Here is a 15,583-nt window from a genome sequence, read left to right as displayed (position 1 = left end):
TGAGGAAAAGGTTATGTTGCAAGCTGCAGCCCCCCTCTACGACGATCTGATTCCCGGCGGATCCCACTGGTCCTTTATCGTGCGGCGCGGCCACGTGCTGCGTCTGATTGATGAAACCGGCGGGGCCAACGTCGGCATGTTGATGTACAACCCCGAGAACCCACTCGAGCGTTACAACATGCCGGACACACTGAAGAACCAGCACACCTTCCTGCTGACCAAAGGCCACGTTCTGCTGTCCGACATGGGCCGGGTCTTTGCCTCCATCGTTGCTGACGACCTGGGCTGGCACGATACCGTCAGCGGCACCTGCAATGCGGACCAGGTGGAACAGCGCTGGGGTAAAAAGACCTATCAGCAAGCTCATAACCACTACCATCGCAATGGCTTTACCAGCTTCCTGAACGAACTGGCCAAATACGGCCTGGGCAAGAAAGACCTTACCGCCAACCTGAACTGGTTCAGCAAAGTCAAAACCGACGACGAGGGCAACATGGCCTACGTCAGTGATCACTCGCACGCCGGCGCCACCGTCGATTTGCGGTTTGAGATGGACACCATTGTGGTGCTGCACACCTGCCCTCACCCGCTGAACACCGCGACCGACTATCCGAGCCATCCCCTGAGGTATCAGCTCTTCAAGGCTGCACCCGTTAACGATGCGGATCCTTGCAAGACATCGTCGCCGGAGGCCACACGCGCCTTCGCCAATACCGCTCTGTATCACCTGATGCAGTAATAGGAGGCCGGACATGATCAAAGAAAGCGAATTCCACCCAGACAACGCCAACTTCCGTGAAACCGTGCCGGCCGGCGAATACTTCCTGAAAGTCGTCAAGGCCGGGGAGACCATCCGCATCCTGGACCTGGAAGGCAACCAGGCGGCCGATACCCTGTTCTACAACGCCCATAACCCGACCGAACGCTACAGCGCGGTAGACACCATCCGCGAGCAAGGCAATGTCTACCTGACCGCAGGCTCGAAATTGATGTCCTCCGAGAACAACGTGATGCTTGAGATCACCGCCGACACCTGCGGCCGTCACGACACCCTCGGCGGTGCCTGTGCGGCTGAGAGCAACACCACCCGTTATGCCCTGGAAAAGAAGTGCATGCACGCCTGCCGGGATAGCTGGCTGGTGGCGGTGACCGAGCACGAAGAACTAGGCATGACCAAGCGGGACATAACCCACAACATCAACTTTTTCATGAACGTGCCAGTCACCGCTGACGGCGGCCTGACCTTTGCCGACGGCATTTCCGACGCCGGTAAGTACGTTGAACTGAAAGCCGCCATGGACGTTCTGGTGATGATCTCCAACTGTCCACAGCTGAATAACCCTTGTAACGCCTATAACCCGACACCGATCGAGGTGCTGGTATGGAGCTGAATGGAACATTCGCCAAAGTCCTGATTGCCAATCGCGGGGCCATCGCCTGCCGGGTTATTCGCACCCTGCGGTCCATGGGCATCACCTCGGTGGCGGTGTACGCCGAAGCCGATGCCGATTCCCTGCACGTGCGTCAGGCCGACGAGGCCTACTCTCTGGGTGAAGGGCCTGCCACAGCAACCTACCTGGACCAGGACAAGCTGTTCGACATCATTGCCCAAAGTGGCGCTGGCGCCATTCACCCTGGCTACGGCTTCCTTAGCGAAAACGCTGATTTTGCCCGCCGCTGTGACGCTGAGGGCGTGGTCTTTCTCGGGCCAACGCCAGAGCAGATGGAAGAGTTCGGCCTGAAGCACACTGCCCGGGCCCTGGCAGAGAAGGCGGGTGTGCCGCTGCTGCCGGGTACCGGGCTGCTGACCAACCTGAGCGATGCCCTGAACGCCGCCGACACCATTGGCTACCCGGTGATGCTGAAGAGCACCGCCGGTGGTGGCGGCATCGGCATGTCCCGCTGTTACAGAGCCGAGGATCTGAGCAAGAGCTTCGAATCAGTCCAGCGTCTTAGCCAAAACAATTTCAGTAACAGTGGCGTGTTTCTGGAAAAATTTGTGGAGCACGCTCGCCACATCGAGGTGCAGCTATTCGGAGACGGGAAAGGACAGGTCGCTGCCCTGGGTGAGCGCGACTGCTCCGCCCAGCGCCGCAACCAAAAAGTGATCGAAGAAGCGCCGGCACCGGGCCTGACCTACGACGTGCGCACCCGCATGCACGACACCGCGCGCCAGCTCGGCGAGAGCATCGCCTACCGCAGTGCCGGTACCGTGGAGTTCATTTACGACCCGGACACCACCAAGTTCTACTTCCTGGAAGTAAATACCCGCTTACAGGTTGAGCACGGTGTCACCGAACAGGTCTATGGTGTCGACATTGTGCGCTGGATGGTCGAGCTGGGCGCCGGCACTCTGACCAACCTGGCCACCCTCGCCGATGGCTTGAAAGCCAGCAGTCACGCTATACAGGCGCGCATCTACGCCGAAGACCCGAACAAGGACTTTCAGCCCAGTGCCGGCCTGCTGACGAATGTTGTCTGGCCGGAAGACCCGTCACTGCGCATTGATCACTGGATCCAGCCCGGCACCGAAGTGTCGCCGCTGTTCGACCCGATGCTGGCCAAAGTCATTGTGCACGAACCTGATCGAGAGGCCGCTCGTCAGCGCCTGATGAGTGCGCTGGATAACAGCCAGCTCTATGGCATCGAAACCAACCTCAAGTACGTGCGCCAGGTACTGGACGATGACCGTTTTATCGAGGGCCGGCTATTCACCCGCACCCTCAACGAATTCGACTACCAGCCCGCTACCGTCGATGTGATCAGTGGCGGTACTCTGACCACCATTCAGGATTACCCCGGCCGAGTCGGCTACTGGGAAATCGGCGTGCCTCCTTCCGGCCCGTTCGACAACTACTCCTTCCGTTTGGGCAACCGCCTGCTGGGTAATAACGAGGGCGCGCCTGGACTCGAAATCACCCTGAAAGGCCCCACTCTCGTGTTCAATCGGGCTACCCAGATTGTTCTGGCTGGTGCCGAACTCAGTGCGAGTCTGGATGGCAAACCCGTATCCTTTTGGCAGGTGCTTGATATTCCTGCCGGCGCCATGCTGCAACTGGGCGCGACCACCGACGGCGGCGCCCGTGCCTATGTGTTGTTCCGAGGCGGCCTGGACTGTCCGGAGTACCTGACGTCCTGCAGCACCTTCACCCTGGGCCAATTTGGTGGCCACTGCGGCCGCGCCCTCAGAGCCGGAGATGTGCTCTCGCTGCCGGATGCCGCGCCGGCCCGAGCGGCAATCCTGCCAGCAGATCTGAAGCCAACGATTGGCAAGACCTGGAAGCTGCACGTGACTTATGGCCCCCACGGCGCTCCGGATTATTTCACCGAGCAGGACATCGAGACCTTTTTCGCCAGCGACTGGGAGATTCATTACAACTCCAGCCGCACCGGCGTTCGACTGATCGGCCCGAAACCGGAATGGGCCCGCAGCGACGGCGGCGAGGCGGGCATGCACCCGTCCAACATTCATGACAACGCCTACGCCGTGGGCACCGTGGATTTTACCGGCGACATGCCCGTAATTCTCGGCCCGGACGGCCCCAGCCTGGGCGGCTTCGTGTGTCCGGTCACCGTCATCAGCGCCGATCTGTGGAAGCTGGGCCAGCTCAAAGCGGGCGACAAGGTTCAGTTTATACCGGTGAATCAGGAGCAGGCCGTGGCCTTGCGCGAGGCCCAGGACGAATCCGTATCGTTGTTAACGGCGGCGACCACAACGATTACCCCCATCAAGCCACAAACGCCTATCCTTGCCGCGCTGACCACCGAGGAACACGAAACCGGCGTGGTCTACCGGGCAGCCGGTGACAATTACGTGCTGGTGGAATACGGCCCAATGGAGCTCGATATCCGCCTGCGCTTCCGCGCCCACGCGCTCATGCTCTGGCTGCGGGAACGGGATCACGATGCCATTCTGGAACTCACCCCCGGCATCCGCTCTCTGCAGGTGCATTACGACAGCCGGACCTTGAGTCAGCATCGCCTGCTCGACCTGCTGATCGCTGCCGAGAAAGAACTGGAAAAGCAGCCTGAATGGGACGTTCCGGCCCGGATCGTGCACCTGCCGCTGTCCTGGGATGACGAGGCCTGTCATACCGCGATCCAGAAATACATGCAGTCGGTCCGCAAGGATGCTCCCTGGTGCCCAAGCAACCTGGAATTCATTCGCCGCATCAACGGTCTCGACAGCGTCGACGACGTCAAGAAGACTCTGTTTGAAGCCAGCTATCTGGTCATGGGCCTGGGTGACGTCTACCTCGGTGCCCCGGTGGCTACCCCGCTGGACCCACGTCACCGCCTGGTAACCACCAAGTACAACCCGGCCCGCACCTGGACGGCGGAAAACTCCGTCGGCATCGGCGGCGCTTACCTGTGCATTTACGGCATGGAAGGCCCCGGTGGCTACCAGTTCGTGGGTCGCACCCTGCAGATGTGGAACCGCTATCGCACCACCGAATTCTTCGAGGACGGCAAACCCTGGCTACTGCGGTTCTTTGATCAGGTGCGCTTTTACGAAGTCAGCGCCGAGGAGCTGCAACAGATCCGGCGGGATTTCCCGAACGGCGACTACCCGATCAAGGTCGAGCATACCCGTTTCAACCTGAAGGACTACGAGCAGTTCCTGGCCAACAATGATCAGGAAATCCGGGACTTTACCGGCAAGCGTCAGCAGGCGTTCGATGAAGAGCTGCAACGCTGGATTGAATCCGGCCAGATCAACTTCAGCTCGGAGGCGCCGATCGAAGACACCGGCGAGGACGACATCACCAACCTGCCGGAGGGTCAGCACGCGGTGGAGAGCCACGTCGCCGGCAACCTTTGGGAGTGCCTGGTACAGGTGGGCGATTCCATTGAAGCGCAACGGCCAGTGGCAGTCATTGAATCCATGAAGATGGAAATTGAACTGCTCAGTCCTGTCAGCGGCCGGATTATCGAAATCCGTCGCGAGGCCGGCCAGTCGGTCGCCCCCGGCACCCCGGTGGTGATCGTGGAAGAAGTGAACCAGTAATGCCTACAACGACAGCAGTCTGTATACGACCAACCCCTATAACTGCGGGCCCGGCCCGAGGAGAGACACCATGAAAACACACAACTTCAGCAAGCGTCTTGCGGCCGGTTTGGTAGCGGCCTCCCTGTCTCTGGGCGCGCTCGCCCAGGAGCGAGATTCCTTCAGCATCGCCTGGACCATCTACGCCGGCTGGGTTCCCTGGCAGTATGCAGAGGACAGCGGGATCATGAAAAAATGGGCGGACAAGTACGACATTGACGTGGATATCGTGCAGGTCAATGACTACATCGAATCCATCAACCAGTTTACCGCCGGCCAGTTTGACGGTGTGGTTGCCACAAGCATGGACGGCCTGTCGATTCCCGCGGCCTCCGGCGTCGATACCACCGCCCTGATTGTCGGCGACTACTCGAATGCCAACGACGGTCTGGTTTCGAAAGATGCCGCGACCATTGCCGACCTGGAAGGTGAAACCGTGCACCTTGTTGAGCTGTCGGTCTCCCACTACCTGCTGGTTCGCGCCCTGAATACGGTGGGCCTGGAGGAGCGGGACATCAGTGTCGTGAACATTTCCGATGCCGATCTGGTTTCCGCGTTCCAGACCGATGATGTGCGCCACGTTGCTACCTGGAACCCATTGCTGGCGGAAGTTGAAGCCTACCCCGGCGCCACCAAGCTGTTCGATTCCAGCCAGATTCCGGGCCACATCAAAGACCTGACCCTGGTGAACACCGAGACTCTGGCTGACAACCCAAAGCTGGGCAAAGCCCTGGTAGGCGCCTGGTACGAGACCATGAGCATCCTGAAGGCGGATACCGAAGAAGGCGCTGAAGCCCGGGCTTTCCTGGGTGAACTGTCTGGCACCGATCAGGCCGGCTACGAAGCTCAGCTCGCAGGCATGAAAATGTTCTGGGAGCCGCAGAACTCTGTGGATTTCATCAACAGTGAAGAAGCGCACGAGGCCATGGACAGCGTTCGCCAGTTCTCCTTTGACAAGGGCCTGCTCGGCCAGGGCGCGATGAGCCCGGACTTTGTCGGCATCGAGTTCCCGGACGGCTCCGTCATGGGTGACGAGGGCAACGTGAAGCTGCGCTTCAACGATGACTACATGCAAATGGGAGCGGACGGCGAGCTGTAACTCAGCCTCCGCTTGCCTCAACTGATCGCCAAGGGCACGATACTCGTGCCCTTTTTTATTTCCCTTTGAGTTACCAGGTACATGCGTCGCACCAAAGAAGAAGCAGAAAAAACTCGCCAAACCGTTCTTGAAGCCGCGCTGAAATTGTTCAGCCGGGATGGCTACTCGTTGACCACATTAAGCCGCATCGCCGATGAAGCCGGTTGCAGCCGAGGCCCCATTTACTGGCACTTCCAGAACAAGGACGACCTGTACGAGGCGGTACTTGCCTACTCCCAGGACCCGCTCGAGCAACTGGTCAGCGAATGCGAGGCCAAGAGCGACACTCCGATTGAGGCCATGGATCACTTCATCGAGCGCTGGTTGGGGCTGCTCGCTACCGATCGTCGCTACCGACAATCGTTCGAGATTCTGCTGAACAAGACCGAACTCACCGACGCCATGAGCCGCACCCTGAAACGGGAACGGCTGCTCACCAATTCCATCATCACCCTGTTTCAGAACCTGGTCGAACGATCCAAAGCCGAGGGCCTGATCACCACCCAAGAAAGCGCCAAAGAACTCGGACTGCTGAGCTACACCTACCTCATGGGCATCACTCAGACCTGGCTATTCGCGCCCAAGCTGTTTTCGCTGAAGCAGGAAGCGCCCTTCTTTCAGAGACAGTTCTGGACGCTGCTAGGCCGCAGGCCCGAGGAGCAATAAAAAACCGGCCTGGGGGCCGGTTTTTGTTTTCACAAGGTTCTCACCAGAACGTCAGAACATCTTCAGATAGCGATCCACTTCCCAGGCCGAGACGTGGTTCTGGTAGCTCTCCCACTCTTCCCGCTTGGTCTGGATAAAGCTGTTGAACATCGCCTCACCGAACACTTCTTTCGCCAATGGATCGGCTTCGAACGCTTCCACAGCCTCGCCCAGGTGGCGCGGTAGATACTCAATGCCCTGCTCGGCAATTTCAGCATCGCTGTAGTTATACATGTTCTCGTGGTGCGGCGCGCCGGCGTCCAGGCCCTCGCGAATACCTTCGAGCCCGGCTGCAAGAATCAAAGCACTGCCCAGATATGGATTGCAGGCAATATCGGCTGCCCGGCACTCGATGCGCCCACCCATGCCCGGAATCCGGATCATGTTGGTGCGGTTGTTGGAGCCGTAACACATGAACACCGGTGCCCAGGTTGAACCCGACATGCTGCCCTGGCGTACCAGGCGCTTATAGCTGTTGACCGTTGGCGCGATCACCGCACTAATGGCGGCGCCGTGTTTCAGCACGCCGGCAATGAAGTGGTAAGCAATCTTGCTGATGCCACAGCCGTGCTCATCATCACCGCTGGGCTCGAACAGGTTTGTACCGGTTTTGATGTCCGCCAGGGACATATTGTAGTGGGCACCGCTGCCGGTGCGGTCGGCAAAGGGCTTGGGCATGAAGCTGGCGAACGCACCGTGCTTGCGGGCGATCTCATTGGCCATCATGCGGAAGAATACCAGGCGATCCGCCATGGTCAGCCCATCGGCGTATTTGAAATCGGTCTCGAACTGGCCGTTGGCATCCTCATGATCGAAGGAATACACATCCCAGCCCAACTCGTTCATGGCATCGACCAGCTCATCCACAATGTGCAGGTTATCCATCAGCGCGCGTGGGTCATAGCAGGGCTTGCCCAGAGTATCGCGGTCGCTCAGCGGCTCAAAGCCGCCGTCTTCGGTATCCCGGAACAGGAAGAATTCGGTTTCAATGCCGAGGTTAAAGCGATACCCCATGTCAGCTGCCGCGCTGAGCTGACGACGGAAAATGTTGCGTGAACACGCTTCGAACGGCTTGCCGTCAAGATAAAGGTTGCCCGGGAACCAGGCCAACTGCCGATTCCAGGGGCATACCGCCAGGCCACCAGCATCGGGCATGGCAGCCACTTCATTGTCCGAAATATCCTGGGGCACGCCATCCAGCGCCGCGCCTGTATAGAGCTCCGAGCCTTCCATCATTTGTCCGAGGTGAGCCACGGGCACAAACTTGCCTTTCGTTACCCCGTGGATATCCACGTAGCTGGCAATGGCGTATTTCACACCGGCATCCGTGAGCTGCTGCTTCAAAGCCTGGGTGTTGGTTAATTCAGTCATTCTCATTCTCCTCTTGGCCCGTAAGTCCGGGCGGTCAGTCTGAGTTCTGGCACGTTTCTTCCTTTGTATTAACCATTCAACTTACATGCCAGCATGTATGTAAAATTACTTTTTAGTGCAGACATACGTCAGAAACAGACACCAGACCGGAGCTCTAAATGACCACAGCGCAATGGGTTACACGGGATTTTCAGGCGGGCGACCTGCCGCTGGCCAACGGCGGTGTACTGAAAGATGCCCGCCTTCACTACCACCAGATTGGCAAGCTGAATGCACCAAAAGACAACCTGATTCTGCTGCCCACGTACTATGGTGGTGCAGCAGCGGGGAACCACCCCTGGGTAGGCACCGAGAAAATTGGCGGCAACCTATTGGATCCCAACAGGTATTGCATCGTCATCCCCTCCTTGCTGGGCGCCGGGGAATCCTCATCCCCCTCGAACACTCAAGGCGACCAAGCCGGGGCGGATTTTCCGGCCATTAGCCTCTATGACAATGTGCTACTGCAGAAACGGCTGGTGGACGAGGTATTTGGCGAGACTCATCTCGCCCTGGTCATGGGCTGGTCCATGGGAGGTATGCAGGCCCTGCAGTGGGGCAGCCTTTTTCCAGAGCGGGTCAGCGCCGTTCTGGCCACCTGCTGTACCGCACGCTGCTACCCCCACAACAGGGTGTTTCTGGAGGGTGTAAAGGCCGCCTTGAACTGCGACCCTGCTTTTCAGGATGGCCGCTATCAGACACCGCCGGTTCGCGGCCTTAAAGCCTTTGCCCGAGTCTACGCCGGCTGGGCGTACTCTCAGGCGTTCTTTCGTGACGAGCTGTGGCGCGAGCTGGGCTTTAATTCAATTGATGAGTTACTGGCATTCTGGGAACAGGACCACCTGAACCAGGACGCTAACGACCTCCTCACGGTTCTGGCCACGTGGCAAGGCGGCAATATTTCAGATAACCCGGTCTTTCATGGCGACTACGCCGCTGCCCTATCGGCAATCACCGTGCCGACACGGGTTATGCCCTGCGCCACCGACCTGTATTTCACCGCCGAGGATGCTGCTTTTGACGCCGGACGAATGCCGGGTGCTGAGCTTCAGGTGCTCGAATCGCCCTGGGGCCACATTGCCGGTGGTGCCGGAAGGGATGCCCTGAGTCATGCGCAGATACTGAACGCCGCAGCATCACTCCTTAGCCACGGAGGCCAATAACAGTGCACATGAAAAGCCTCCGCACTCATTCGGTGCACTCTTTCCCGGCACGACCTCCCACAAACGGGCAACACTGGCGGGTTTTGGAAGGTGGCACGTCCCCTGCAAAGAACTCAGCAGACGGTTACTACAACCATCATCCGTTCACAGCAACCCCGCATACCATGCGGCAGACACAACGGACTCAATGGGTGACTAGGGTTCCGGCCCGGGCTGATACCAACCATCGGCCCGGGTGGCTGGTCCGAGAGTTACCGACCTCTGGGAGGTTACACGGCGGGATAAAAGCCCGGGAGACTGAATCGCAAGCGACTGCCTTGTCTGCGATGTCCATGCCGTGTTGTGCGACCAGAGGAGATGCCTTATGCGATTGATCAACCGACATCCCGGAAGGGTATCCGCCACCCTGCTAGGCCTGCTTCCTTTCTTGCTGATTGCGCTCATTTACAGCCTCGCCTCCCAAGAGCGCCTTGCGGATAATCCCAACGACAAACTTCTGCCCGGCCTTGAGCAGATGACCGCTGCCGTCGACCGCATGGCTTTTCAGGAGGACCGGCGCAGTGGCGACTTCCTGATGTGGCAAGACACCACCGCCAGCCTGGCACGCTTGGGCATTGGCGTTGGTGTTGCCGCGCTACTGGCTTTGTTTGTGGGCATTCTGAATGGCGTGTTGCCGCTGGTACGCGCCAACCTGGCGCCTTTAGTGTCGGCCCTGTCCATGGTGCCTCCGCTGGCGATACTACCCATCCTGTTCATCGTATTTGGCTTGGGCGAACTCTCCAAGGTCATGCTGATCGTGATCGGCACCGCCCCCATCATGATGCGCGATGTTGCCCAGCGAGTCCGCGAACTGCCCGGCGAACAACTCATCAAGATCCAGACACTGGGCGCCAACTCCTGGCAGGTGATCACCCGCATGGCCCTGCCCCAAGTATTGCCTCGTTTGATCGATGCGGTCCGCCTTAGCCTCGGACCCGCCTGGTTGTTCCTGATTGCCGCCGAGGCCATAGCCTCTACCGAGGGACTTGGCTACCGCATCTTCCTGGTGCGGCGTTATCTGGCCATGGACGTAATCCTGCCCTACGTCATCTGGATCACCATCCTCGCCATTGTCATCGACCAGTGCCTGCGTCTTACCAACCGCCGGCTGTTCCCCTGGTACAACGCAGGAGGCTACTAAATGAGCTTTATCTCGGTAAAAAAACTGTGGAAGGAATACGGCAGCCAGGTTGTTCTTGAGAACCTGAATCTCGAAGTGAAGGAAGGCGAGTTTTGTACACTCGTTGGCGCCTCCGGCTGCGGCAAGTCTACCTTCCTTAAAATGCTTCTGGGTCAGGAAACAGCTTCTCGCGGCGAGCTTAGCTTGCAAGGGGAACAGTTTCCGGGCCAGCCCGATCGAAATCGCGGCATCGTGTTCCAACGCTACTCGGTGTTCCCCCACCTGACCGTGCGCGAAAACGTGTTGCTGGGATTGGAGCTTGAGCAAATGCCCCTGCTGGGCAAGCTGTTTGGCAAGGCTCGAAAAGACGCCCTCGATCAAGTCGATGCCATGCTGGAAGCCGTCGGGCTGGGCCACGCCCTCAACAAATGGCCACACGAGTTATCGGGCGGCATGCAACAGCGTCTTGCCATCGCCCAATCCTTCATCATGAAGCCGCGCATCCTGTTGCTGGACGAACCCTTTGGCGCGCTGGATCCCGGCATTCGTGGCGACATGCACGACCTGATCCTCAAGCTCTGGCGCGAATCCGGCACAACCATCTTTATGGTCACCCACGATCTCCATGAGGGCTTTTATCTCGGCACCCGGCTGCTGGTCTTCGACAAAATCCGCAACGACCCCCAGAACCCGGAAGCCTATGGCGCCACCATTTCCTACGATTTGCCCATTGGTCAGACCGATCCCCAGCTGTACCAGACCATCGAATCATCCGTGTCCGAAACATCCCGAAAACTGTCAGCGTGAGGCTACTGTGAAAACGACCACCATCAATCTCGACCTAACCTCACTGCGCAGCGCCTACCTGAGCGGTGAACAAACGCCCGCGACCGTCGTGGCGCACCTGCTGCAACGCGCCAGCGAGTTCGATCACCACAACATCTGGATTCATCGTGCCACGGAGGCCGAGTTGGCGCCCTATCTGGACCGCTTGCAGCAGTGCAGCCCACAAGACCTGCCGCTCTATGGCATTCCCTTCGCGGTAAAAGACAACATCGACGTGGCAGGCATGCCGACTACCGCCGCCTGTGAAGCCTTTCGATATGAGCCTGATACCCACGCCACTGTCGTCGATGCGTTGGTTGAGGCCGGCGCCATACCAATGGGGAAAACCAACCTGGATCAGTTTGCCACTGGCCTGGTAGGTACCCGGTCGCCGGAGCCCTGGGGCGCCTGCCGCAACAGCATCAACCCGGACTACGTTTCTGGCGGGTCGTCGGCAGGATCGGCCGTCGCCGTCGCTTTGGGCCTTGTTAGCTTTTCGCTGGGCACCGATACCGCAGGTTCCGGCCGTGTGCCCGCTGCCTTCAATAATCTGATTGGCCTCAAACCCACACTTGGCCGCATCAGCGTCCGTGGTGTGGTGCCCGCGTGTCAGAGCCTGGATTGCGTCTCTATCTTTGCCCGCTCTGCCGAGCAGGCCCGCGACGTGCTGGCAGTCGCTTCCGCCCCCGATGCCGAAGACCCCTGGCAGAAAGCACCACCCACCGGGCGTATGCCATTACCGCAAAAATTCCGATTCGGAGTACCTGCCGACCATCAGCTCGTTTTTGATAACGACGACGTTAAGCAACTGTTCGAACGCAGTCTTGCGAGCCTGGAAGCCCTCGGCGGCGAGCGCATCGAAATCGACTTTGCCCCCTTCCTGGAAGCCGCCCGACTGCTTTATGAAGGTCCCTGGGTTACCGAACGCTACCTCGCCACCCAGCCATTGATCGACGAGCAGCCGAAGGCCCTGCTGCCCGTCACTTACGACATCATCAGTCAGGGCTCCACACCCAGTGCTGCCGATGCGTTTGCAGCCCAGTACCGGCTGCAGGCCCTCAAACGGTCCGCTGACACTATGATGGACCAGGTTGATGTGATGGTAACGCCCACCACTCCCGGCATTTATACCCTTGCCGAACTGGAGGCCGAACCCATCAGCCGGAACAGTCGTCTGGGTATCTACACCAACTTCATGAATCTGCTGGATTACAGTGCTGTCGCTGTGCCGGGCGGTTACCTCGCCAACGGCCTGCCCCTGGGTTGCACCCTGTTTGCCGATGCCTTCCAGGACGAAGCCCTGCTGTCCCTGGCTGCACGCCTGCATCCCCAGGCAGTCGATCAGGTGGGCGCTCTGACCGATCTGCTCGACAGCCCAATATTTGAGGCAACCGAAGGCACTATCGACGTGCTGGTTTGTGGCGCCCACCTTTCTGGATTGCCCCTGAATCATCAACTGACTGAACGCAAAGGCACCCTGGTTCAAACAACAGAAACCTCACCCGCCTATCGCATGTACCTACTCGATGGTGGCCCGCCATTCCGGCCGGGATTGATCCGCGACACCGAGGCGGGCAGCCCGCTACCGGTAGAAATCTGGCGCCTGCCCGCCGACCAGTTCGGTAGTTTTGTCGCCGGCATCCCCGCTCCTCTGGGCATTGGCAAAGTTGAGTTGGCGGACGGCCGCTGGGTCAGCGGCTTTATCTGCGAACCGGTTGGCCTGGAGGGCGCGAAGGAGATAACATCGCTCGGAGGCTGGAGGGGCTATCTGGCCACGATTTAACTCAAAGCCCAGGAGCTGGCACCTTGATCGATTTCCGTAGTGATACCGTGACCAAACCAACCCCGGAAATGCGCGAAGCAATGGCGCGTGCGGAGGTCGGCGACGATGTCTACGGAGACGATCCATCCATCAATAGTCTCGAAGCCTACGCCGCTGACCGGCTGGGCTTTGACGCGGCTCTGTTCACCGCCAGCGGCACCCAGGCTAACCTGTTAGCGATCATGAGCCACTGTGGTCGGGGCGATGAGTACCTGTGCGGTCAGGCCGCCCACAACTATCGCTACGAGGGCGGCGGCGCCGCCGTGCTGGGGAGCGTTCAACCCCAGCCCATCGAGAATGAGCCGGACGGCAGCATCGATCTGGACAAGGCCCGGGCCGCGATCAAGGCTGACGATTTCCATTTCGCCATGACCCGCCTGCTGTCACTGGAAAACACCATCGGCGGCAAGGTGCTTTCCCTGGAATATCAACGACAGGCGCGCGCTTTCTGTGACGAACATGGGCTGCAACTGCACCTGGACGGCGCCCGGGTGTTCAACGCGGCGGTGGCCACCAACTGCGACATCACGGAGATTACCCGACACTACCACTCGGTCAGCGTCTGTTTATCGAAAGGGCTCGGCGCCCCGGTAGGCTCACTGCTACTGGGGTCCGACGAGTTCATTAAACGCGCCAGACGTCTGCGCAAAATGGTGGGTGGCGGCATGCGCCAGGCCGGCATCCTGGCCGCAGCCGGCAAGATCGCTCTTGGCCAGGGGCCGCGCCGGCTGCAGGAAGACCACGACAACGCCCAGGCCCTGACTGCCGGGCTTGCCGATATTCGCCAGCTGGACGTTGACCCGGCTGGCACCCAGACCAACATCGTCTATGCCCGCTGCCGGGTTGGTCAGGCCACCGACTTGCGCGATTACCTGGCCGAGCAAGGCATTCTGATCAACGCAGGCAATCCGCTGCGTTTTGTCACCCATAGGGATGTTACCCGCCAGGATGTGGACCACTTGCTAAGCGCCATTCGGCAGTTTTATCAGGCCAGGCAGGCTTCGTAAGCATCATCGCCTTGGCGGGATATGGCTCAGTTCTTTAACCAAGCCTGCGCCTCAGTTTCAAGTGCCACCCTTCTTGGCCAGCGCTTCTTTCAATCCGGCAAAGGGATTGTGCGTCGCCGCCTCTCGCCTTTTCTCGGAACTCCCCCCGTAGCAAACGAAGTCTTCAAACTTGCTGTGCTCTTCATCGTGACAGTACACGCACAACAACTCCCAGTTGCTGCCATCGGCTGGGTTATTGTCGTGATCATGGTCCACATGGTGCACCGTCAGTTCCCGCAAATTGGCGCGAGTGAACTCACGCGCACAACGCCCGCATACCCAGGGGTAAAGCTTCAATGCCCTTTCCCGATATCCACTCTCGCGCTTGGCAATGTACTCGCGCTGGGCGTCGAGTACCTGATCCAGTTTGGTTCGGCTGCCTGTGCCCTGGCCCATGGAGATGCCCTCATTTACCGTTTCTAGGGCCAGTATAGCGCTTGCCTTAAGCGGACACAGTTACCCACAACATCTGTGGATAACTGTGTTAGCACATGAAGGATAGGTGGCCTGGAGCCCCTGATACCGGGCACTGACAAAATCTGATGGCAAATTGATCGAAAGAGCCGAATCGAAAGAACTCACAGACAATGTTCTTGCCGGACAAACATTGAGATGCCAAGCTCCGAGGGTTTCCACAAGATACATTCAACAAACGTCTGATAAGGAACATGAAATGGGAAGCTCGAAACTCATAGGTGTGGTGTTGCTCGTGGTAGGTATTGCTCTGCTCTTCTTCGGCTACCAGTCCACCCAGTCGATTGGCGGTGAAATTACCGAAACCCTCACTGGTCAATACACAGACGAAACCATGTGGTTCCTGATCGGCGGTGCTGCGGCCGCTGCAGCCGGCGCGTTCCTGACCTTTTTCAAGAAGTAAGGTCCGCGATTGATGGAATGAGGGGAGTTCGCCTTTTTGGACTCCCCGCTTCCTATCCCCGCAACAAAAGCGTTCCACCTAAACAGTCAGCTTTTTTTACACCAACCTCCCCTTCGAATTCTAATTTACTGATTTTAAGAGCCTTTTAAATTGGGTGCGAATGTTGCTTAGGTATCCGGGAACCCACGAAAAGGAGTTCTTACTGTGAAAACCCTAACAACCTTAGCGCTCTTATCAATGCTATCTTCAACCGCCATGGCGGGGGATATTATCATTGCTCCCGTGCCCGAGCCGGGTGTTCTCGGCCTGTTCGCCACCGCCGGCGTCATGCTGTTTCTTGCAAGGAAGTTCCGCAAGTAGATCAATGCTGCGGAGTGCGAGCTTCGGCTGT

The 15,583-nt window shown here is 58.8% G+C and carries 14 protein-coding genes and 1 riboswitch; of the genes, 12 read left to right on the top strand and 2 right to left on the bottom strand.

Translation table 11 applies throughout. The annotated features are described in order from the left end of the window. Window positions 1-13: 13 nt before the first annotated feature. From FGO67_RS06710 to FGO67_RS06690, 5 genes are all read left to right on the top strand, one after another. Window positions 14-739: an urea amidolyase associated protein UAAP1 gene (locus tag FGO67_RS06710; RefSeq protein ID WP_203299883.1), complete on the top strand. Its 726-nt coding sequence runs from the start codon at window positions 14-16 to the stop codon at window positions 737-739. Window positions 740-752: 13 nt separating this feature from the next. Continuing rightward, window positions 753-1,391 (top strand): urea amidolyase associated protein UAAP2, encoded by a 639-nt coding sequence (locus tag FGO67_RS06705; protein WP_203299882.1) that lies wholly within the window; start codon window positions 753-755, stop codon window positions 1,389-1,391. Further along, window positions 1,382-5,008, top strand: coding sequence for an urea carboxylase (gene uca, locus FGO67_RS06700; protein WP_203299881.1), 3,627 nt, complete (start codon window positions 1,382-1,384; stop codon window positions 5,006-5,008). Before FGO67_RS06705 ends, uca begins: the two co-directional genes overlap by 10 nt. A 70-nt stretch (window positions 5,009-5,078) precedes the next feature. After that, window positions 5,079-6,146 carry a putative urea ABC transporter substrate-binding protein gene (locus tag FGO67_RS06695; protein ID WP_203299880.1) on the top strand — a complete coding sequence of 356 codons (1,068 nt, stop codon included), beginning with the start codon at window positions 5,079-5,081 and terminating at the stop codon, window positions 6,144-6,146. 81 nt (window positions 6,147-6,227) lie between these two features. Then, the gene (locus FGO67_RS06690; protein ID WP_203299879.1) at window positions 6,228-6,851 is read left to right on the top strand and encodes a TetR family transcriptional regulator; all 624 of its coding nucleotides are present in this window, start codon (window positions 6,228-6,230) and stop codon (window positions 6,849-6,851) included. A gap of 51 nt (window positions 6,852-6,902) precedes the next feature. On the opposite strand, the gene glnT is transcribed toward FGO67_RS06690, so the two are convergent. Next, the gene (gene glnT / locus FGO67_RS06685; protein ID WP_203299878.1) at window positions 6,903-8,261 is read right to left on the bottom strand and encodes a type III glutamate--ammonia ligase; all 1,359 of its coding nucleotides are present in this window, start codon (window positions 8,259-8,261) and stop codon (window positions 6,903-6,905) included. A 158-nt stretch (window positions 8,262-8,419) separates the two neighbouring features. Between glnT and FGO67_RS06680 the strand changes: the two genes are divergently transcribed. The 5 genes from FGO67_RS06680 to ltaE all read left to right on the top strand — a co-directional run bounded on the left by FGO67_RS06680 (window position 8,420) and on the right by ltaE (window position 14,276). Further along, entirely contained in the window at window positions 8,420-9,463 is a 1,044-nt protein-coding gene (locus tag FGO67_RS06680) for an alpha/beta fold hydrolase (protein ID WP_203299877.1), read from the top strand. A 184-nt stretch (window positions 9,464-9,647) separates the two neighbouring features. Further along, a riboswitch (guanidine-I (ykkC/yxkD leader) is annotated at window positions 9,648-9,761 on the top strand. A 66-nt stretch (window positions 9,762-9,827) separates the two neighbouring features. Next, window positions 9,828-10,643 (top strand): ABC transporter permease, encoded by an 816-nt coding sequence (locus FGO67_RS06675; RefSeq protein WP_203299876.1) that lies wholly within the window; start codon window positions 9,828-9,830, stop codon window positions 10,641-10,643. Continuing rightward, the gene (locus FGO67_RS06670; RefSeq protein WP_203299875.1) at window positions 10,644-11,429 is read left to right on the top strand and encodes an ABC transporter ATP-binding protein; all 786 of its coding nucleotides are present in this window, start codon (window positions 10,644-10,646) and stop codon (window positions 11,427-11,429) included. Window positions 11,430-11,436: 7 nt separating this feature from the next. After that, window positions 11,437-13,230, top strand: a complete 1,794-nt coding sequence (atzF, locus tag FGO67_RS06665) for an allophanate hydrolase (RefSeq protein WP_338039535.1) — start codon at window positions 11,437-11,439, stop codon at window positions 13,228-13,230. A gap of 23 nt (window positions 13,231-13,253) precedes the next feature. Further along, window positions 13,254-14,276 (top strand): low-specificity L-threonine aldolase, encoded by a 1,023-nt coding sequence (gene ltaE / locus FGO67_RS06660; RefSeq protein ID WP_203299873.1) that lies wholly within the window; start codon window positions 13,254-13,256, stop codon window positions 14,274-14,276. Window positions 14,277-14,333: 57 nt separating this feature from the next. On the opposite strand, the gene FGO67_RS06655 is transcribed toward ltaE, so the two are convergent. Beyond that, on the bottom strand, window positions 14,334-14,711 hold the full coding sequence (locus tag FGO67_RS06655) for a YajD family HNH nuclease (RefSeq protein ID WP_203299872.1): 378 nt from the start codon (window positions 14,709-14,711) through the stop codon (window positions 14,334-14,336). Between the two features lie 277 nt (window positions 14,712-14,988). On the opposite strand from FGO67_RS06655, the gene FGO67_RS06650 reads away from it, so the two are divergent. Both FGO67_RS06650 and FGO67_RS06645 read left to right on the top strand, forming a co-directional pair. Next, window positions 14,989-15,192: a DUF3185 family protein gene (locus tag FGO67_RS06650; protein WP_203299871.1), complete on the top strand. Its 204-nt coding sequence runs from the start codon at window positions 14,989-14,991 to the stop codon at window positions 15,190-15,192. A gap of 204 nt (window positions 15,193-15,396) precedes the next feature. Next, on the top strand, window positions 15,397-15,552 hold the full coding sequence (locus FGO67_RS06645) for a PEP-CTERM sorting domain-containing protein (RefSeq protein WP_203299870.1): 156 nt from the start codon (window positions 15,397-15,399) through the stop codon (window positions 15,550-15,552). Window positions 15,553-15,583: the final 31 nt, after the last annotated feature.

It is taken from the genome of Marinobacter sediminum (assembly GCF_016820575.1).
In the GTDB taxonomy this organism is placed as follows: domain Bacteria; phylum Pseudomonadota; class Gammaproteobacteria; order Pseudomonadales; family Oleiphilaceae; genus Marinobacter; species Marinobacter sediminum.
This window is presented reverse-complemented; position numbering and strand designations above follow the sequence as displayed.